We start from the raw sequence: 20,172 nt of genomic DNA on the forward strand, positions 1-20,172 counted from the left end.
GGGAACCGGGTTCCGCATGTGTCCGGAAAGGGTCGCTTCCTGGGCGGGATGCGAGCATCCCGCTGTTCGTCCCGGCGCCCGTACCCGCACCCGCACCCGCACCGGTGCCGGTGCCGGCCTCGGCCGGAGGTGGCGTGTCCGCGGCCGCCCCGGCATCGAGGTCCCCTGCCGGCGCCTACGCCTCGCGCGCCCCGGCGTACATCTCGTCGATCAGGTGCTTGTACTCGCGCTCGACGACCGGCCGCTTCAGCTTCAGGCTCGGCGTGATCTCGCCGTGCTCCACGTCGAGGTCACGCGGCAGCAGCCGGAACTTCTTGATCGTCTGCCACTTCTGCAGCCCCTGGTTGAGGTGCTTCACGTAGCCGTCGATCAGCGCCACCGTCTCCGGCGCGGCCACGATCTCGGCGTACGACTTCCCGCCCAGGCCGTTCTCCTCGGCCCAGCTGCGCAGGGACACCTCGTCCAGGGCGATCAGGGCCGTGCAGAAGTTCCGGTCGGCGCCGTGCACCAGGATGTTGGAGACGTACGGGCAGACCGCCTTGAACTGTCCCTCGACCTCGGCGGGCGCGATGTACTTGCCGCCGGACGTCTTGATGAGGTCCTTCTTGCGGTCGGTGATCCGCAGGTACCCGTCGGGGGACAGCTCGCCGATGTCGCCGGTGTGGAACCAGCCGTCGGCCTCCAGGACCTCCGCGGTCTTCTCGGGCAGCCCGTGGTAGCCCTCCATGATGCCGGGACCGCGCAGCAGGATCTCGCCGTCGTCGGCGATGCGCACCTCGGTGCCGGGCAGCGGCTTGCCGACCGTACCGGTGCGGTAGGCCTCGCCGGGGTTCACGAAGGAGGCCGCGGAGGACTCCGTCAGGCCGTACCCCTCGAGGATGTGGATGCCGGCGCCGGAGAAGAAGTAGCCGATGTCCGGCGCGAGGGCCGCGCTGCCGGAGACGCACGCGCGCAGGTTGCCGCCGAACGCCTCGCGGATCTTCGCGTAGACGAGCGCGTCGGCGACCTTGTGCTTGGCACCGAGCCCGAAGGGCACGGAGGCCGTGCCGGTGCGCCGGAAGTTGTCCTGCGCGGCCTTGGCGTACTCGCGGGCGACCTCGGCGGCCCACTGGAAGATCTTGTACTTGGCGGCGCCGCCCGCACGGGCCTTCGCGGCCACCCCGTTGTAGACCTTCTCGAAGATGCGGGGGACGGCCGCCATGTACGTCGGCCGCACGACCGGCAGGTTCTCGATGATCTTGTCGACGCGGCCGTCCACGGCGGTGACGTGCCCGGCCTCGATCTGGCCCGAGGTCAGCACCTTGCCGAACACGTGGGCGAGCGGCAGCCACAGGTACTGCACGTCGTCGGGGCCGACCAGGCCGGTCGCGGCGATCGCCTTCGCCATGTACGACCAGTTGTCGTGCGGGAGACGCACGCCCTTGGGGCGGCCGGTGGTGCCCGACGTGTAGATGACGGTGGCGAGCTGCTCCCTGGTGATCGCGCCGACCCGCTCCTTGATCAGCTGCGGGTCCTGCTCCAGGCGGGCGGCGCCGCGCTTCTCCAGCTCGTCGAGCGTGAGGATCCAGTCGGCGGTCTCCACCCCGGCCGGGTCGATCACCACCACATGGGTCAGCTCGGGCAGCTCCTGGCGCTTCTCCACCGCCTTGGCGACCTGGGCCGCGTCCTCCGCGATCAGCACCCGGCTCCCGGAGTCGGAGAGGATGAACGCCGACTCCCCGGCGTTGGTCTGCGGATAGATGGTGGTCGTCGCCGCGCCCGCGCACATGATGCCGAGGTCGGCGAGGATCCACTCGAGGCGGGTGGAGGAGGCGAGCGCCACGCGCTGCTCGGGCTGCACGCCCAGCTCGATCAGGCCGGCCGCGATGGCGTGGACCCGCTCGGCGGCCTGCGCCCAGCTCAGCGACTTCCAGTCGTCCGGGCCCTCGCCCGACGGTGCCGGCACGGGGTAGCGGTAGGCCTCCGCGTCCGGCGTGGCGGCCACCCGCTCCAGGAAGAGGCCCGCGACGGACGGCGGACGGTTCTCGATCAGTGTCTGTGTGTCGCTCACGACATCCTCCGGGACCCGCGACGGTGCGGCTGGCTCGGTGCGGCTGTTGACAATGCGGCCGGCTCGGTGCGGCTGTTGTTTAACTCGCGAGTAACTATCGAGCAGGGATCAGAGTAGAGGGCGACTGGCCTGCACGTAAGGGGCCACGGACTGTCACTTTTTACACAACGACTACCCGATGACGGGGCGGGGCCCGCCGCGCTACAGCGCGGCGGGCCCCGGAACCGGCGTGTCGGCGGGCTACTTCTTGCCCTTGCCCGAACCCGCGTTCTCGTCGCTGCTCAGGACGGCGATGAAGGCGTCCTGCGGAACCTCCACCGAACCCACCATCTTCATCCGCTTCTTGCCCTCCTTCTGCTTCTCCAGCAGCTTGCGCTTGCGGGAGATGTCGCCGCCGTAGCACTTGGCGAGGACGTCCTTGCGGATGGCGCGGATGGTCTCGCGGGCGATGACCCGCGAGCCGACGGCGGCCTGGATGGGCACCTCGAAGGCCTGCCGCGGGATCAGCTCGCGCAGCTTGGCGACGAGCCGCACACCGTAGGCGTACGCGGCGTCCTTGTGGGTGATCGCCGAGAAGGCGTCGACCTTGTCGCCGTGCAGCAGGATGTCGACCTTGACCAGGCTGGAGGTCTGCTCGCCGGTGGGCTCGTAGTCCAGCGACGCGTAGCCGCGCGTCTTCGACTTCAGCTGGTCGAAGAAGTCGAAGACGATCTCCGCGAGGGGGAGCGTGTAGCGGATCTCGACCCGGTCCTCGGAGAGATAGTCCATGCCGAGCAGAGTGCCGCGCCGGGTCTGGCACAGCTCCATGATCGAGCCGATGAACTCGGTGGGCGACAGGATCGTGGCGCGCACGACCGGCTCGTACACCTCGTTGATCTTGCCCTCGGGGAACTCGCTCGGGTTGGTGACGGTGTGCTCGCTGCCGTCCTCCATGACCACGCGGTACACCACGTTCGGCGCGGTGGCGATGAGGTCGAGACCGAACTCGCGCTCCAGCCGCTCCCGGATCACGTCGAGGTGCAGCAGGCCCAGGAAGCCCACGCGGAAACCGAAGCCGAGGGCGGCGGAGGTCTCCGGCTCGTAGACCAGCGCGGCGTCGTTGAGCTGGAGCTTGTCCAGGGCGTCGCGCAGCTCCGGGTAGTCGGAGCCGTCCAGCGGGTACAGGCCCGAGAAGACCATCGGCTTGGGGTCCTTGTAGCCGCCGAGCGCCTCGGTCGCACCCTTGTGCTGGCTGGTGATGGTGTCACCGACCTTGGACTGGCGGACGTCCTTCACCCCGGTGATCAGGTAGCCCACCTCGCCGACGCCGAGGCCGTCGGCCGACAGCATCTCGGGCGAGTTGGTGCCGATCTCCAGCAGCTCGTGCGTGGCGTTCGTCGACATCATCCGGATCCGCTCACGCCTGTTGAGCTGCCCGTCGATGACACGGACGTACGTGACCACGCCCCGGTAGGAGTCGTACACCGAGTCGAAGATCATCGCGCGGGCGGGCGCGTCCTTGACCCCGACCGGCGCCGGGACCTCCCGCACGACCTTGTCGAGCAGCGCGTCGACGCCGACACCGGTCTTGGCGGAGACCCGCAGCACGTCGTCCGGATCGCACCCCACGAGGTTCGCCAGTTCCTCGGCGAACTTCTCCGGCTGCGCGGCCGGCAGGTCGATCTTGTTGAGTACGGGGATGATCGCGAGGTCGTTCTCCATCGCCAGGTAGAGGTTGGCGAGGGTCTGGGCCTCGATGCCCTGGGCGGCGTCCACGAGGAGGATGGTGCCCTCGCACGCGGCGAGCGACCGCGAGACCTCGTAGGTGAAGTCGACGTGCCCCGGGGTGTCGATCATGTTGAGGATGTGCGTGTTTCCGGGGTCCTGGCTCGGAGCCCACGGCAGACGCACCGCCTGGGACTTGATCGTGATTCCGCGCTCACGCTCGATGTCCATGCGGTCGAGGTACTGAGCACGCATCTGCCGCTGCTCGACCACACCGGTCAGCTGAAGCATCCGGTCGGCGAGGGTGGACTTGCCGTGGTCGATGTGCGCGATGATGCAGAAGTTGCGGATCAGTGCCGGGTCGGTACGGCTCGGCTCGGGCACATTGTTAGGGGTCGCGGGCACGCAGGGTCCTGTCTCTTGAGGCGCCTTATGCCTCGGGTCGGATCGATACGTAGGTTCCATGGTCCCACGCGCGGCGACCGGGGACCGGTTTGGGCCGCTCTCGGACCCGCTGGTACTCTGGGTGGCTGTGTCTCATGCCCTCTCAGCACGAGGCACACTCAAGAAATCACCTGGCACGGGACCCGAGCGGCCCCATGCCTGAACCTGCAAAGGCTCTTTCGTGGCGAACATCAAGTCCCAGATCAAGCGGATCAAGACCAACGAGAAGGCTCGGCTGCGCAACAAGGCCGTCAAGTCCTCCCTGAAGACCGCGATCCGCAAGGCCCGCGAGGCCGCTGCCGCGGGTGACGTCGAGAAGGCCACCGAGTACCAGCGCGCTGCCGCGCGTCAGCTCGACAAGGCCGTCTCCAAGGGCGTCATCCACAAGAACCAGGCCGCCAACAAGAAGTCGGCGCTCGCTTCGAAGGTCGCGTCCCTCAAGGGCTGAACTCCCTTCTTGATCTGATCGCCGGGGAGACTCAGAGCGGGCCCTCTCTCATCCGCTCCCGACCGGCACCCACGGATCCACGCGCGGCCTGCGTTCGCCACGCGGGCGTGGATCCAGCATCGCGAACCGAAGGCCCCGGCGCCTCGCCCTTCCCCAGGGCGGGCACCGGGGCCTTCGGCATTCCCGGTCGGGGTGTTTCCCGGCGGGTGTTTCCAGCGGGTGCTCCCGGCGGGTGTCCTCACGACCAGAAGTCGTCGCTCCTGTCGATGTCCTCGACGCACTCACCGAACCGCCGGCACATGTCGCTGATCGCGCCCTGGCCCTCGAAGTCACCCGGGAGCGGGTGAACACCGGGCACGTGGTGCGTGGCGTCCTTCGCCGCCAGTTCCCGCAGGGTGTCCGTGTCACGCCGGGAGAAAACCTCGAAGCCCCTGCGAACGAGCGCCGAGTGCGGGTGTTCGGCCATGGTCGATCGCCACCTTTCCGACGCCCCGGGCGATGCGTCGGCTGCTGCTCCGATTCCCCTCCGTCCACCGGGGACTCTCCTCCGTCCGCCGGGGACGGCGACTGGACCCAGGGGTGCCGATGCGATCCGAGGCGCGGGTTCCAGGGGTGGGGTTCGAGAGGTGGGATTCGAGGGGGTGGAGTTCGAGGTGTGCTGATCGGTTCCAGGTGTGCTGATCGGTTCCAGGTGTGCTGGTCGGACAGGTCGGGTCCGGTACCGGCGGCAGCCGAAGCGGCGACCGGCTCGGCGTCCGGCCCCGGCGACCGGCCCTACGCGCGGCCCCCGGAACGGGCCGCCCGTGCCACCGCCACCACGGCCTTCTCCAGCGCGTACTCCGGGTCGTCGCCACCGCCCTTCACACCCGCGTCGGCCTCGGCGACCGCCCGCAGGGCCAGGGAGACGCCGTCGGGAGTCCAGCCCCGCATCTGCTGGCGGACCCGGTCGATCTTCCAGGGCGGCATGCCCAGCTCCCGCGCGAGGTCCGCGGGTCTGCCGCCGCGCGCGGAGGACAGCTTGCCGATGGCCCGTACACCCTGCGCGAGGGCACTGGTGATCAGCACGGGTGCGACGCCGGTGGCCAGCGACCAGCGCAGCGCCTCCAGTGCCTCCGCCGCCCTGCCCTCCACGGCCCGGTCCGCGACGGTGAAGCTCGACGCCTCGGCCCGGCCCGTGTAGTACCGTCCGACGATCGCCTCGTCGATGGTCCCCTCGATGTCGGCGGCGAGCTGCGACACCGCCGCCGCCAGCTCCCGCAGATCGCTGCCGATGGAGTCGACGAGCGCCTGACAGGCCTCCGGGGTGGCCGACCGGCCGGTGGCCCGGAACTCCTGCCGTACGAAGGCCAGCCGGTCAGCCGCCTTGGTCATCTTCGGGCAGGCCACCTCCCGCGCCCCCGCCTTGCGCGCGGCGTCCAGCAGCCCCTTGCCCTTGGCCCCGCCAGCGTGCAGCAGCACGAGCGTGATCTCCTCGGCGGGCGCCGCGAGATACCCCTTCACGTCCTTGACCGTGTCGGCGGACAGGTCCTGCGCATTGCGTACGACCACGACCTTGCGCTCCGCGAAGAGCGACGGACTGGTCAGCTCGGCGAGCGTGCCGGGCTGGAGCTGGTCCGACGTCAGGTCACGCACGTCCGTGTCGGCGTCGGCGGCCCGGGCGGCGGCCACCACCTCCTGCACGGCACGGTCGAGGAGCAGGTCCTCCTGGCCCACGGCGAGCGTCACCGGGGCGAGAGGGTCGTCATTCGCAGTCTTCCTGGCCATTGGGTCAAGGATGGCACGAGGCGGTGACAGCGAGGACCGGCCGGGGACCCGGCAGCGGGGACCCGGCAGCGGCTCCGCCTACGGCGTCGCCCTCACCGCGTCGCCCCTACGGTTCCTCCCGCCACCCGTCCCACTCGGCCGCGAAGGCGTGCAGTTCCTCCGCGTCGAGCCGTCCCTCCTCGTCCCGCAGCACCACCAGCCACTGCGCGTCCTCCGCGTCGTCCTCACCGGCCAACGCGTCCCGGACGACCTGCGGTTCCTCGCGCACCCCGAACCGCTCCCCGAGTGCTTCCACGACCTCTTCGGCGGCGTCGCGGTCGGGCAGCACCAGCACATGTCTCACATCGCTCACCCGCCCATTTTCCGGCACGTCCAGGGAGGCCGGAGAGCAGGTCGGCCGTGGGAGACGAGCCGTACGTCCGGCTCGCTCCCGTTGCCGGGCCCCAGCACGCCGCACCGGCTCTCCGGGCTTGCGGGCCGGCCGGTCGGTCTCCTCAGGCCGCGCCACCGCCCCGCGCCACCGGCACCCGCTCCAACCGGATCCCGAACCGCTCCCGGTACACGTCCAGCACCTCCTCGTCCCCCGCCAACTCCTCCTCCCTGCTGTGTCCTTGTGGGTCCGTCACCTTCAACCGGCGGCCGCTGAGCGTGATCCGCCCGCCGTCCTCGGTGATCCGCGAGCAGACCGGCGACCGTGTGAAGTGCGACGCGGGCGAGGTGCTGTGCCACCACGCCCCGGCCACGAAGTCACCCAGCACCCGGGGCCGCACCTCCAGCCGGTACACCCGCCTGTCGTCCCGTACGACGTCCAGGTCGGCCGCCCCCGCCACGCCGTCGCCCTCACGCGCCGGCCGGCCCGCCCCGCCCTTCACCCCGGCCGCGTCCGCACGGGCCTCCATGATCCGGAACAGGCCGCCGGGGTCCTCCTGCTGCCCCCGGTGCTCGAAACGGAGCGGGTGGTGGCTGTGCGCCCCGAAGCCGACGTCGGCCAGCCACTCCCCCGCGTCCACCGTGCGCACCAGCAACGCGAGGTGGTCGTACGGGATCCCGAGCCGCCCCTCGTCGCCGTAGACCCGGCCGGCGAGCAGCGTCACATCGAAGCCCAGCGCCGTGAGCAGCGAACCGAACGCGCCGTTCAGCTCGTAACAGAACCCTCCCCTTCCCGACGTGGCGACCTTCTCGACCAGCCGTCTCTCCTCCAGCACGATCTCCTCTCCCAGATGCACCGACAGGTTCTCGAAGGGCACGGTCCGCAGGTGCCGCAGGTGCAGCTCCCGCAGGACGTCGGCGGTGGGCCACGCCGGGTACTCGACGCCGAGCCGACGCAGATACGCATCGACCAGACGCGCGTCGAGCGGGGACGTGGCGCTGGCGGCCTGTACGGAATCCATGCCCTCAGTCTCGCGCCACCCGCAGTCGGCCGCCCGTACCCACGACGGCCAACGCCCCGTCCCTGTCGGTCCGCAGCACCACGGCGCCCGTGGCCCGCAGAGCGGCGACGGTGCCGGGTGCAGGATGGCCGTACGGGTTGTCCGCCCCCGCGGAGATCAACGCCAGCCGGGGCGCCACCGCGCGTATGAGATCCGGGTCCTGGTAGGCCGAGCCGTGATGGGCGACCTTCAGCACGTCCACCCCTCCCCACCGGGCCGCCGCGGGCGATCGTGCCAGCGCCTGCTGGCCCAAAGGCTCGAGGTCGCCTAGCAGCAGCATCCGTATCCCGGCCGACCGAACGAGCAGCGTCACGCTCGCGTCGTTCGGCCCCTCCGGTTCCGGCACCTGCCGGGCCGGCGGCCACAGCACCTCCCAGTCGAGGGATCCGAGCCGCCGCCGCTCTCCCGCCACCGCCCGCACCAGGGGAACCCTGCGGGCCTCGGCCTCCCTCCGGACGAACGCCACCTGGTCCACCGGCTCCGCGAACCCCGTCGTCTCGATCGCCCCCACCGCCCGGCCCCGCAGCACTCCGGGCAGTCCCGCCACGTGATCTGCGTGGAAGTGGGTCAGCACGACGAGCGGAATCCGGGTGATGCCCAGCCGGTCGAGACACCGGTCGACCAGTGCCGGGTCCGGGCCGGCGTCCACCACCACGCCGGTACCCTCGCCCGCCGCCAGCACCGTCGCGTCGCCCTGGCCCACATCGCACATCGCCAGCCGCCATCCCGGCGGTGGCCAGCCCGTGAGCACCCGGGTCAGCGGAGACGGCCGCACCACCGCGAGCAGGAGCAGCGCCGCGCAGAGCGCGCACAGCCACGGCCGCCGCAGCAGCCGCCTCCCCAGCGGCAGCGCCACCGCGGTGGCGAGGGCGAGCAGCAGCGCCCCGCCCCAGCCGCCGGGCCAGTCCACTCCCGCGCCGGGCAGCGCCGCCCCGGTCCGCGCGACACCCGCGATCCATTCGGCCGGCCAACTCGCGCACCAGGCCGACGCCTTCGCCGCCGGCATCGCCCACGGCGCCGTCGCCAGGGTGGTGAACCCCAGCACGGTGGCCGGTGCCACCGCGAATTCCACGAGGAGGTTGCACGGCACCGCCACCATGCTGACCCGGGCCGACAGCACCGCCACGACCGGCGCGCACAGGGCCTGTGCGGCTCCCGCCGCCGCCAGCGCCTCCGCGAGTCTCGGCGGAAGCCCGCGACGTCGCAGAGCGGTGCTCCAGCGCGGCGCCAGCGTCAGCAGGGCCCCCGTGGCCAGCACCGACAGCAGGAAGCCGTAACTCCGGGCCAGCCAGGGGTCGTACAGGACCAGGAGCAGGACCGCCGTCGCCAGCGCCGGGATCAGGGACCGGCGGCGACCGGTCGCCAGGGCGAGCAGTACGACGGCGCCACAGGCCGCCGCCCGCAGCACACTCGGGTCGGGCCGGCACACGACGACGAACCCGAGCGTGAGCGCCCCGCCGAGCAGCGCGGTCGTCCGGAGCGGGATGCCCAGACGGGGTGCCAGGCCGCGACGCTCGACGTGCTGGGCCAGACCGGGCGGCCCCAGGAGGAGGGCGAGCATGATCGTGAGGTTGCTCCCGGACACGGCCAGGGTGTGGGCGAGGTCCGTCTCCTTGAAGGCCTCGTCCAGCTCGGGCGTGATCCGCGAGGTGTCCCCGACGACCAGCCCCGGCAGCAGCGCCCGCGCGTCCGCCGGCAACCCGTCGGTGGCTTCCCGCAGACCCGCCCGTAACCGGCCCGCGGCGCGTTGCGGTGCCGACGGCTTCCGCACGACCACCGGAACCGCGCGCGCACCGCGGTCCCGCACCCGCAGCACGGCAGCGATCCGGTCTCCACCCGTCAGCGCGGGAGCCAGCCGTCCGGTCACCCGCACCCGGGTGGACGGCAGCAATCCGAGCCATGCCTGTCGTACGCCCCGGCGGACGACCGCCGGTCGTCCGCCGTCCGGTCCCGCACGGTCCCGGACGTCCACCACCAGGAGCACCGGCGCCCTGGTCGTCACCCCCGCCGCCCCGTCCGCCGCGACCGAACGCACCTGCCCGTCGACCAGCACGGAGTCCGGGGTCACGTGGTCCCCCCGCACCCTCGGCCGGACCAGCCGCGGGTCCGAGGTCAGTTCCACCTCCGCGGTGACGGTGGCGTACTCCCGCGCCAGCACCGGCACCGGTCCGCGACGCAGGTCGGCCCCGTGCAGCCCGGCGGACACGCCGGCCGCGGCCACACAGAGCAGCACCGCGGCCCCGCTCATCCGCGACCACTCGTACCGAGGAGCGTCCGCCGGCCACCCCGCCGGCCTGTACGGCGACCGGCTCCTCGGCCCTTCCGGCGACCGCAGCCTCGTGCCGGTGGACGAGTCGTCCCCCATCCCGTCTCGGGACCGGTCCCTCGCCCCTTCGGCGGACCGGTCCCTCGCCCCTTCGGGGGACCGGTCCGCCGGACCATCCAGCGACCGGTTCGCCGGACCGCCCGACGGTCGCGCACCGCTGACCGGCGTCGCCTCTCCCCTTCCGCCCGGCACACCACCGCCGGCCGACAGCGGTGCTCCCCGAGCTCCTCTCCCCCACCCGCCCAGGAGAACCCCCGCCACGATCACGCAGAGGAGCACGACACAACCCACCAGCCGGGGCGGGGCGTCCAGCGTCCATGCCGCTGTGGCCCAGGCCGCGAGCGCGGGCGGTACGAGCCGCAGATCCACCGGTCCTTCCTGTCGCGGGTGCGAAGCCCCCAGTCGGCTCCCGGAAGCGGCGTGCACCGCTCGACGCGAACGCGGTGGAGCATCCGCCCCGGCCCCGGCCGCCGTCCCTGCACCGGCCCCCGCACCCGCCGCAGTCCCCGTCCCAGTCGACGTCCGAGCCAACGTCCCGGCCCCTGCCGAGGCCACCCACCCGTCCCCCGCCGGATCCACTCGTCGGGCCCCGCCGTCCGTCGTCTCCTCCTCCCTCATGGCCGCACCAGGTTCCGCAGGTCGGAGAAGCGGCGCTCGCCGATGCCGTTGACCTCGCGCAGTTCGTCAACCGATCGGAAACCGCCGTGCTGCGTCCGGTAGTCCACGATGTGCTGCGCCAGCACAGGCCCCACTCCCGGCAGCGTGTCGAGCTGGTCCGCGGTGGCCGTGCTGAGGGAGACGGGGGCCGGCGGTCCCGATCCCACCGCGCCACCTCCGGACCCTGCTCCAGCCGCCTGGCCTCCGGTCCCCGGCGGTCCACCGACGACGACCTGCTCCCCGTCCACGAGGAAGCGCGCCCGGTTCAGACCGTCGGTGTTCGTGCCCGGCCGCACCCCACCGGCCGCGGCCAGTGCGTCGACCACGCGCGAGCCGGCCGGAAGGCGATGGATACCGGGATCGCGGACCTTGCCGCTGACGTCCACCACGATCTGCGCTCCCGCCGTGCCCGCGCCACCGGGCGCCGGGGCCGAAGCGGAGGGCTCGGCCGGCCCGCTCCGCTCGTCCTCTCCGTAGGGAGCGGCCGCCTGCACCACCTCGGGAGCACGCACGGGCTGCGCACGGCCGGTCCAGAAGTGCTGGACGGCGAACACGGCGACGGCGACCACCACGACGGCCAGCGCGAACACGCTCCTGCGTTCCAGTCCGCACCGCGCCTGTGCCCACACCGGCAGCCGCTCCCGCAGAGCCAGCCCGGCCCGCGCCCGCCAGTCCCCCGGCCCACGAGTGACCACCGCAGGGCCGTCGCCCCCGGCCCCGGCAGCGTCCTCCCCCACCACACCGGGCAGGCTTCCCGGGCCGCCGCCGTCCCGCGGCGGTCCCATCCCCAACTCCCCCCGCTCACCGTCCCGTTCCCCGAACAGCAGCTCTGCTCGTCGGCGCAGCTCCTCAGCCGAGGCATGGCGGTTTCCCACCCGGCTGCGTGCCGGTGACCGTCGGTGCCGGACGCGTCCGTCGGAGCCGGGCCGGCGCCCGGGCCCACTGGTCGCAGTGGTCGTCCGTGTGCGTGATCGAAGTGCCATGCCACGAGAATGGGACACTTCACGAAACCGCGATGATCTTGCTCAATTCCCGTGGAGAGCCACCCCATTGTGGACAACTCCGCCACCCGCAGGAGTGAGGCGACGGCTCCTCGCCGAGCCGAACCCCTAGCCGGACGAGCCGAACCACCGAGCCGAACCACCGACCCGCGTCACCGGGCCGAAACCACGACTCCCAGCAAGCCGGGCCCGGTGTGCGCCCCGATCACGGCACCGACCTCGCTCACATGCAGTTCCCCGAGACCGGGCACCCGCGCCCGCAGCCGGTCCGCCAGGGCTGACGCCCGGTCGGGGGCCGCGAGGTGGTGGACGGCGATGTCCACACGTGCGCCGCCCGCACGGTCGGCCGCCAGTTCCTCGAGGCGGGCGATCGCCCTCGACGCCGTCCGCACCTTCTCCAGGGGCTCGATGCGCCCCCCGTCCAGCTGGAGCAGCGGTTTCACCGCGAGCGCGGAGCCGAAGAGGGCCTGGGCGGCGCCGATGCGGCCGCCACGGCGCAGATAGTCGAGGGTGTCGACGTAGAAGAAGGCGGAGGTGCCGGAGGCGCGTTTCTCCGCGGCGGCGACCGCCTCGTCCACCGTGCCGCCCGCTTCCGCCGTCTCTGCCGCCGAGAGCGCGCAGAATCCGAGCGCCATCGCGATCATGCCGGTGTCCACCACCCGCACCGGGACCGGAGCCTCACGTGCCGCGAGGACCGCCGCGTCGTGGGTGCCCGACAGTTCGGCGGACAGGTGGAGGGAGACGATGCCGGTGGCGCCGGACTCGGCGACCCTGCGGTAGGTCTCCGCGAAGACCTGGGGGCTGGGGCGCGAGGTGGTGACGGAGCGTCGCTTCTGCAGTGCCAGGGCCAGGGAGCGGGTCGAGATCTCGGTGCCCTCTTCGAGTGCCCGGTCGCCGAGAACCACGGTCAGGGGCACCGCGGTGATGCCATGGCGCTCCATCGTCCGCTGCGGCAGGTAGGCCGTTGAATCCGTGACGATAGCGACATGGCGGGACATGAGCTGGAGGTTACCTGCCGTATCCGCGGGACGGGAGTCCGGGCCCTCCCGGCCGGTCGGCCGTTGACCGGATCGGGTACCGGGCCGGACGGCTCAGGTGGTGCTCTCGGGCCGGGGCTTCTTCTGCCAGGGGTAACTGGGACGCGGCCCCGGCGGGGTGATGGCGGGCCGGGCGGGAGTCTCCGCCGGACGCGCGGCGGGCGTGTCCGACCAGGTCTGGTCTCCGGACGCGTGGTCGGCCGCAGGTGCCTGGGGCCAGGAGGAGGACGCCTGTGCCGGTGCCGGGTCGTCCGCGGTGGTCCAGTGCCGCAGGGCACCGGCCTCGACGTCGATCTGTGCGTGGAGGGTGTCCAGGTCGTCGTCGGCGAAGCGGTGGGCCCGGTCGCGAGCGGCCCAGCGCAGCGAGTCGGCCGACGACGTGATCCGCCCGGTGCGCTCGCGCAGCGACGGCAGCCGCTGGGCGAGGGTGGTCCGGTCGGGCTCGGACTCCAGTCGCTTGAGTTCGCCGTCCAGCTCGCGCCCGTGCTCGCTGAGGCGTGCGAAGAGGGCGAGGGACTCCTTGAGGGACTCGTCCTCGCAGACGCCGGCCTGAAGCGCCTCCTGGGTGGCCCGCATGGAGGTCCGCAGCTTGAGGCGGAGCTGGGCGATCTCGCCGGCCGGGCCGGGCTGGGCGAAGGACTTGGCCCGCAGGGTGTGGTCCTCGACGGTGCGGCGGGCCTGGGTGATGGTGCGGTCGACGCCGCGCTTGGCGGCACCGACGACCTTCACCGTCGCGTAGGCCCCCGCCGCCAGGAAGAGCACGAAGAGCAGGGCAAAGATCGCGATCACTGCTTCCACGAGCTCCTCCTCCGGTCCGACACGGCACACCGCGCGCCGCTCTTCAACGGTAAACGCAACGGGCAGGCTCGGAGTTCCGCCAGAACCCCGAACCTGCCCGTAGGGGACTACCCCGAGCCAAGCGCCGACCGGAGCCGCACGCACGGGGTGCCCCCGCACACCGGCCCCGGCCGCACGCCCCCCGCGACGCTCGGGCACCGGCCCCGGCCGCACTCACCCGTGTGTGTGTCAGGCCGGCACGATGTTGACGAGCTTCGGCGCCCGCACGATCACCTTGCGGATCCCGGCGCCGCCCAGCGCGTTGACGACGTTCTCGTCGGCCAGCGCCACCTTCTCCAGCTCCTCGTCGGAGATGGCCGGCGACACCTCCAGGCGCGCCTTGACCTTGCCCTTGATCTGCACCACGCAGGTCACGGTCTCGTCCACGACGTACGCCGGGTCGGCCACGGGGAAGTCCTGGTGGACGACGGAGTCGGTGTGGCCCAGTTTGCGCCACAGCTCCTCGGCGATGTGCGGGGCCAGCGGCGCGACCAGCAGCACCAGGGCCTCGGCGACGCTGCGCGACAGCGGGCCGCCCGCCTTGGTCAGATGGTTGTTCAGCTCGGTGACCTTGGCGATGGCGGTGTTGAAGCGCATGCCCTCCAGGTCCTGGCGCACACCGTCGATGGCCTTGTGCAGGGCACGCAGGGTGTCCTCGTCCGGCTCGGTGTCGACGACGGTGATCTCACCGGTCGCCTCGTCCACGACATTGCGCCACAGCCGCTGGAGCAGCCGGAACTGGCCCACCACCGCGCGCGTGTCCCACGGCCGCGAGACGTCCAGCGGGCCCATCGCCATCTCGTACAGGCGCAGGGTGTCGGCGCCGTACTCGGCGCAGATCTCGTCCGGAGTGACCGCGTTCTTCAGGGACTTGCCCATCTTGCCCAGCAGCCGGGAGACCTTCTCTCCCTGGTGGTAGTACGCCCCGTCGCGCTCCTCCACCTCGGCGGCCGGTACGGCGATGCCGCGGCTGTCACGGTAGACGTAGGCCTGGATCATGCCCTGGTTGAACAGCTTGTGGAACGGCTCCGCGGACGAGACGTGCCCCAGGTCGAACAGGACCTTGGACCAGAAGCGGGCGTACAGCAGGTGCAGCACGGCGTGCTCGGCACCGCCGACGTACAGGTCGACCCCGCCGTGCGGCTGCCCCGCGCGCGGGCCCATCCAGTACTGCTCGATCTCGGGGTCGACCAGCTTCTCGGAGTTGTGCGGATCCAGGTAGCGCAGTTCGTACCAGCAGGAACCGGCCCAGTTGGGCATGGTGTTGGTCTCACGGCGGTACTTGCGCGGGCCGCGGCCGTCGCCCAGGTCCAGGGTGACGTCGACCCAGTCCTCGTTGCGCGACAGCGGCGTCTCGGGCTGGGTGTCGGCGTCGTCCGGGTCGAAGGTGCGGGGCGAGTAGTCCTCGACCTCGGGCAGCTCCAGCGGCAGCATCGACTCGGGCAGCGCGTGGGCGATGCCGTCCTCGTCGTAGACGATCGGGAAGGGCTCGCCCCAGTAGCGCTGACGGCTGAACAGCCAGTCGCGCAGGCGGAAGTTGACCGTGCCCGCGCCGACGCCGGACCGCTCCAGCCACTCGGTGATGCGCTCCTTGGCCTCGGCGACGCCCAGGCCGTCCAGGGAGATCCGGTCGTTCGACGAGTTGACGATCCTCGCGTCGTAGGAGGCGAAGGCGTCCTCCCACGTCGAGGTGTCGGTGCCGCGCCCGTCGGTGGGCTCGACGATGCACCGGATCGGCAGCTCGAAGGCGCGCGCGAACTCGAAGTCACGCTGGTCGCCGGCCGGGACGGCCATGATCGCGCCGGTGCCGTAGCCCATCAGGACGTAGTCGGCGATGAAGACGGGGATCCGCTCGCCGTTGACCGGGTTGGTCGCGTACGCGCCGATGAAGACGCCGGTCTTGTCCTTGGCCTCGGCCTGACGCTCGACGTCGGACTTGGAGGCGGCCTGCGCGCGGTACGCGGCGACGGCGTCGGTCGGGGTCGCGTGGCCTGCGGTCCACACGTCGTGCGTGCCCTCGGGCCAGGTGTCCGGGGTGAACTTCTCGACCAGCGGGTGCTCGGGGGCCAGCACCATGTAGGTCGCGCCGAACAGGGTGTCGGGGCGCGTGGTGAAGACGGTGATGCGCTCGCCGTCGATCGGGAAGTCGACGCGGGCGCCCTCGGAGCGGCCGATCCAGTTGCGCTGCTGGAGCTTGATGGCCTCGGGCCAGTCCAGCGCGTCCAGGTCGTCGAGCAGCCGGTCGGCGTAGGCGGTGATGCGCATGTTCCACTGGCGCAGCTTGGCCTTGAAGACCGGGTAGTTGCCGCGCTCGGAGCGGCCGTCGGCGGTGACTTCCTCGTTGGCCAGCACGGTGCCCAGGCCCGGGCACCAGTTGACGGGCGCGTCGGAGGCGTAGGCCAGGCGGTACTCGCTCAGGACGTCCGCGCGCTCCACCTCGCTCAGCTCGTCCCAGGAGCGGCCGCCGGGCACGCCTCGCTCACCGGACTCGAACCGGGCGACCAGCTCGGCGATCGGGCGGGCCTTCTTCGCCTCGTCGTCGTACCAGGAGTTGAAGATCTGCAGGAAGATCCACTGGGTCCACTTGTAGTAGTCCGGGTCGATCGTGGCGAACGACCGGCGCTTGTCGTGGCCCAGGCCCAGCCTGCGCAGCTGGGACTTCATGTTGCCGATGGCGGCTTCGGTGGTGATCCGGGGGTGCTCGCCGGTCTGCACGGCGTGCTGCTCGGCGGGCAGGCCGAAGGCGTCGAAGCCGAGGGTGTGCAGGACGTTGTGGCCGGTCATCCGCTGGTAGCGGGCGAAGACGTCGGTCGCGATGTAGCCCAGGGGGTGGCCGACGTGCAGGCCCGCACCCGAGGGGTACGGGAACATGTCCATGATGAACTTCTTGGGCCGGGCGACGACCGCGGGGTCGCCCGCCAGGTCACCCTTCGGGTTCGGTGCCGCGTACGTGCCGTCGGCGTCCCAGACGTCCTGCCAGCGTGCCTCGATGTCGGCTGCCATGGCGGCCGTGTACCGGTGCGGCGCGGCCACCTCGGCGGTGGCAGCGGGGTTCGTCTCGCTCATGTCCTCAAAGCTCCATCGATCGTCTCTGCCAGCGGCTGCCACTCGGGAAACGAAAAATCCCCTCGCACAGGAGGGGACGCCGCGCCGATTCCGAACCGTCCGGTTCTCCGGCGTTCGGGACTGATCAGCGCGGCTCGCTAAGCAGAAGGCGTACGGCACGCATGGCATCAGAGTACCGCAGGGCTTGAGCAAGCCGCGACGCGCTTGCGTATGCCTGGTCGACACGTACGCACCACGCCGCAACTGAACCAAGGTCAGGGATTACTTCGCGTAACAGCCACTAAGGGACATCGTCGTGGCCACATTGTCCTTTGATAACAACGCAACAACCCAAACCTCGTACCCATCGGTATGGCGCCCACTTAGAGTTCGGCATCGGGACCGCTTTCCCGAACTGCTCGGAGTTGCCCCCATGAACCCTCTTCGTAGTAACAGCTCGCTCCCCCAGCCGGGCCGGTCGGCCTACGGGGTGGCGTCCGCCGTCGTCCTGATCCTCATACCCGTGGTCGTGCTGGTCGGAGGCGACCAGTTCCGCGCGTTCCTGAACTTCGGCGCGGGCGTGCTGTCCCTCGTCTCGCTCAGCTGCTCGGTGATCTGGGGCCTGGTCGCCCAGGACCGGATCTTCCTCAACACGCGCCAGCGACTCATCGGCCAGGCCGTGCACCGGACGACGGCGGTCGCCTCGATCGCGTTCCTGCTGCTGCACATCACCACGAAGATCGCGCTGGACCACACCCAGTTCATCGCCGCGATCATCCCGTTCTCGCTCGGCGTCACCGGAGCCGCCGGCCTGATCGGCCTCGGCTCGCTGGCCGGACTGCTGATGATCTTCGTGGGCATCACCGGCGCGCTGCGCAGCCGGTTCGCCTCGCCCGCCCCGGTGGCCGCCCGCTGGCGGGCCATGCACATGCTGGCCTACCCGGCCTGGTGCGCCGCGCTGATCCACGGACTCTACGCGGGTCGCGCGGCCAAGCCGATCTTCACCATCCTCTACAGCCTGTGCCTGCTGGGCGTCATGGCCGCCCTCGCCCTGCGCTCCGCACCGCGCCCCGTCAAGCGACAGGTCGCCGACCGCATCGCCGCGGTCCTGGGCACCGACGAGCCGGCCGGCCGCGACGCCCTGGACGCGAGCCGGGCCCGGATGGCCGAGTCCCAGTCGCTGCCGGGCTACGAGGGCCGCCCCGGCCGGGGAGCGGACACGGCGGGCTCCGGACGCAGGACGCCACCGTCGTCGCCCCTGTTCGACACCCCCGCGCCCGAGCCGGCGAACGGCTTCGCGGCCGCCTACCGCGCCGTCTCCACGCCCCCGCGCGCGGAGCAGTCGTTCGCGTCCGGCCAGACCGCGCGCATGGACCTGCCGTTCGACCTGCAGGCCACCGAGGCCGTCCCGCGCGTGGACAGCGGCGGCAGCACCTCCGGCAGCTGGCCGATCCCGTCCCCCCCGCCGGTCGGCGAGGCCCCGCAGTCGGTCTACGACCCCCTCCAGGACACGGGATTCACCATCCCGGTCTATGGCAATCCGGGCACCGGCGGGTACGGCGGGAGTGACATGTACGACACCGGTGAGACAAACACCCGGTATGACGCGTACAACCCGAACGACACGTACAACAGCGGTCCCGCCGATGAACCATCCCCCGGGGCGTCCTTCGACGCACCGGGTTCGGGCGAACCTTGGAACACGCCTTCCGGAGGCTATAGGTGAACGAGGCCCTGCCCGACGTCCCGGAAGTCCGCGTGGTCGGCCTTCCGCAGCTCACGTCGGGCTTCGACCTTGTCGAGAGACTCGACCTGCCCATGCACCTGAAGGTGCACGGGCCGCTCGAACCCATGGGCGGAGAGAAGCTCGCGCAGCTCTCGGAGCGCATCAACCTCAAGGGCCGCGGCGGCGCGGGCTTCCCCTTCCACAAGAAGCTGCGTTCCGTCGCCGACGCGGCGATCAAACGGGGCGTCCGGCCGGTCGTCGTCGTCAACGGCAGCGAGGACGAACCGGCCTGCCGCAAGGACACGGTCCTGATCAACCGTGCCCCGCACCTCATTCTGGACGGCGCGCTGCTGGTCGCGGAGGCACTGGGCGCCCGCACGCTCGTGGTGGCGGTCACCCGCGAATCGACCCAGCGCTCCATGGAGGCCGCACTGGCCGAGCGCGGCCTCAGCAACGGCCGCCGCTCGGCGCTGAAGGCGTTCGTCCAGCGCAACCCGATCCGCATGGTCACCGGTGCGGCCGCGTCCGTGATCCGCTCCATCGACGGCGGCCCGGCGATCCCGCCCGGCCGCAAGGTCAGCGCCTCGCAGAACGGCGTCGGCGGCGCCCCGACCCTGCTGTCCAACGCCGAGACGTTCGCCCAGCTGGCCATCGGCGCCCGCATCGGCCCCGAGCGCTACGGCAACACCGGCCTGTACGACGAGCCGGGCACCGTCATGCTGACGGTCTCCGGCGCGGTCGCCCGCCCGATGGTGATCGAGGTCCCCACGGGCGTCCCGCTGCGCTACGTCCTGCAGCTGGCCGGCGCACCGCCGGTCCCGCAGGGTGTGCTGACCGGCGGTTACCACGGCAAGTGGATCGATGCGGCGACGGTCAACGAGGCGGTCGTCTCCCGCAACTCCCTGGACGCGGTGGGCGGCGCGCTCGGCGCCGGGGCGATCCTGCCGATCAGCCAGGAGACCTGCCCGCTCGGCGAGTCGCTGCGCGTCGCCCAGTGGCTGGCCGAGGAGAGCGCGGGACAGTGCGGCCCCTGCTACCTCGGCCTGCCGGCCGCCGCCCGCGGCTTGGAGGACATCATCAACGGCGGCGGCCCTGCCGCCCTGGAGGCGCTCAAGCAGGTCGCCAAGAACGTCAAGCGGCGCGGCGCCTGCTCGCACCCGGACGGCTCCGCGATGTTCCTGGAGTCGACCATCAAGGCGTTCACGGACGACCTCGCGGCCCATGTCCTCGGCAACGGCTGCGGACGGCCCGTGGAGGGCGTTCTGCCGCTCTTCGAGGGCGGCATGGCCCCCGCGGGCATCTCGGCCGGCGGAGCGCCCGAGGACGCCGGCGACAGCCGTCAGAAGATCTTCGTGGACTGGACCCTGTGCCGCGGTCACGGCCTGTGCGCGGACATCCTCCCGGAGGTCTTCCAGCTCGGCGCCGACGGCTTCCCGACGGTCGCGCAGGCCAAGGTGCCGCGTTACGCGGAGGCGAAGGCGCTGCGCGCGGTGCGCCGCTGCCCGGCGCTCGCCCTGCGCATCGAGGAGGACACACGCGCGAAGGAGCCTTCCCGCAATCTTCCGGTCCTCTCGCAGGGCCGCGGCCGCCGCGCCCTGGGCCGCTGATCGGCACTGCGCGCCCGTCGCCGCGGCGACACCGAGAGGGGCCGCCGGGCGGAGCGCGGCCCCTCGGCCCGTTTCCCGCCGCACGCGCGCGTGAGA

Annotated in this window: 14 protein-coding genes; 3 read left to right on the forward strand and 11 right to left on the reverse strand. The window is 71.8% G+C overall.

Annotated features, from left to right (window positions below):
- Positions 1–175 precede the first annotated feature (175 nt).
- Both ACIP5W_RS10130 and lepA read right to left on the reverse strand, forming a co-directional pair.
- Positions 176–2,050: an AMP-dependent synthetase/ligase gene (locus tag ACIP5W_RS10130; protein ID WP_401469575.1), complete on the reverse strand. Its 1,875-nt coding sequence runs from the start codon at positions 2,048–2,050 to the stop codon at positions 176–178.
- A gap of 240 nt (positions 2,051–2,290) precedes the next feature.
- Positions 2,291–4,159, reverse strand: coding sequence for a translation elongation factor 4 (lepA, locus tag ACIP5W_RS10135; RefSeq protein ID WP_401469578.1), 1,869 nt, complete (start codon positions 4,157–4,159; stop codon positions 2,291–2,293).
- A gap of 220 nt (positions 4,160–4,379) precedes the next feature.
- Between lepA and rpsT the strand changes: the two genes are divergently transcribed.
- Positions 4,380–4,646, forward strand: a complete 267-nt coding sequence (gene rpsT, locus ACIP5W_RS10140) for a 30S ribosomal protein S20 (RefSeq protein WP_015660447.1) — start codon at positions 4,380–4,382, stop codon at positions 4,644–4,646.
- Positions 4,647–4,884: 238 nt separating this feature from the next.
- Here rpsT and ACIP5W_RS10145 read toward each other — a convergent pair whose 3' ends face one another.
- The 9 genes from ACIP5W_RS10145 to leuS all read right to left on the reverse strand — a co-directional run bounded on the left by ACIP5W_RS10145 (position 4,885) and on the right by leuS (position 16,764).
- Positions 4,885–5,112 (reverse strand): nuclear transport factor 2 family protein, encoded by a 228-nt coding sequence (locus tag ACIP5W_RS10145; protein WP_401469582.1) that lies wholly within the window; start codon positions 5,110–5,112, stop codon positions 4,885–4,887.
- Positions 5,113–5,420: 308 nt separating this feature from the next.
- Positions 5,421–6,410, reverse strand: coding sequence for a DNA polymerase III subunit delta (gene holA / locus ACIP5W_RS10150; protein WP_401469585.1), 990 nt, complete (start codon positions 6,408–6,410; stop codon positions 5,421–5,423).
- Between the two features lie 106 nt (positions 6,411–6,516).
- Positions 6,517–6,762, reverse strand: coding sequence for a hypothetical protein (locus tag ACIP5W_RS10155; protein WP_401469588.1), 246 nt, complete (start codon positions 6,760–6,762; stop codon positions 6,517–6,519).
- A 142-nt stretch (positions 6,763–6,904) separates the two neighbouring features.
- Positions 6,905–7,801 (reverse strand): arylamine N-acetyltransferase, encoded by an 897-nt coding sequence (locus ACIP5W_RS10160; protein ID WP_401469591.1) that lies wholly within the window; start codon positions 7,799–7,801, stop codon positions 6,905–6,907.
- A gap of 4 nt (positions 7,802–7,805) precedes the next feature.
- Positions 7,806–10,592, reverse strand: a complete 2,787-nt coding sequence (locus ACIP5W_RS10165) for a ComEC/Rec2 family competence protein (RefSeq protein ID WP_401469594.1) — start codon at positions 10,590–10,592, stop codon at positions 7,806–7,808.
- 188 nt (positions 10,593–10,780) lie between these two features.
- Positions 10,781–11,806, reverse strand: a complete 1,026-nt coding sequence (locus ACIP5W_RS10170) for a helix-hairpin-helix domain-containing protein (RefSeq protein ID WP_401469597.1) — start codon at positions 11,804–11,806, stop codon at positions 10,781–10,783.
- Positions 11,807–11,976: 170 nt separating this feature from the next.
- Positions 11,977–12,822, reverse strand: a complete 846-nt coding sequence (locus ACIP5W_RS10175; RefSeq protein WP_401469600.1) for a DegV family protein — start codon at positions 12,820–12,822, stop codon at positions 11,977–11,979.
- A 93-nt stretch (positions 12,823–12,915) separates the two neighbouring features.
- On the reverse strand, positions 12,916–13,659 hold the full coding sequence (locus ACIP5W_RS10180; protein ID WP_401469603.1) for a hypothetical protein: 744 nt from the start codon (positions 13,657–13,659) through the stop codon (positions 12,916–12,918).
- A gap of 228 nt (positions 13,660–13,887) precedes the next feature.
- On the reverse strand, positions 13,888–16,764 hold the full coding sequence (gene leuS, locus ACIP5W_RS10185; protein ID WP_401469606.1) for a leucine--tRNA ligase: 2,877 nt from the start codon (positions 16,762–16,764) through the stop codon (positions 13,888–13,890).
- 412 nt (positions 16,765–17,176) lie between these two features.
- On the opposite strand from leuS, the gene ACIP5W_RS10190 reads away from it, so the two are divergent.
- Together ACIP5W_RS10190 and ACIP5W_RS10195 are read left to right on the forward strand one after the other, a co-directional pair.
- Positions 17,177–18,469: a cytochrome b/b6 domain-containing protein gene (locus tag ACIP5W_RS10190; RefSeq protein WP_401469609.1), complete on the forward strand. Its 1,293-nt coding sequence runs from the start codon at positions 17,177–17,179 to the stop codon at positions 18,467–18,469.
- Positions 18,466–20,076 (forward strand): NADH-ubiquinone oxidoreductase-F iron-sulfur binding region domain-containing protein, encoded by a 1,611-nt coding sequence (locus tag ACIP5W_RS10195; RefSeq protein WP_401469612.1) that lies wholly within the window; start codon positions 18,466–18,468, stop codon positions 20,074–20,076. Before ACIP5W_RS10190 ends, ACIP5W_RS10195 begins: the two co-directional genes overlap by 4 nt.
- The last annotated feature ends 96 nt before the right edge of the window (positions 20,077–20,172 follow it).

The sequence above is a fragment of the Streptomyces sp. NPDC088766 genome, assembly GCF_044750845.1.
In the GTDB taxonomy this organism is placed as follows: Bacteria; Actinomycetota; Actinomycetes; order Streptomycetales; family Streptomycetaceae; genus Streptomyces.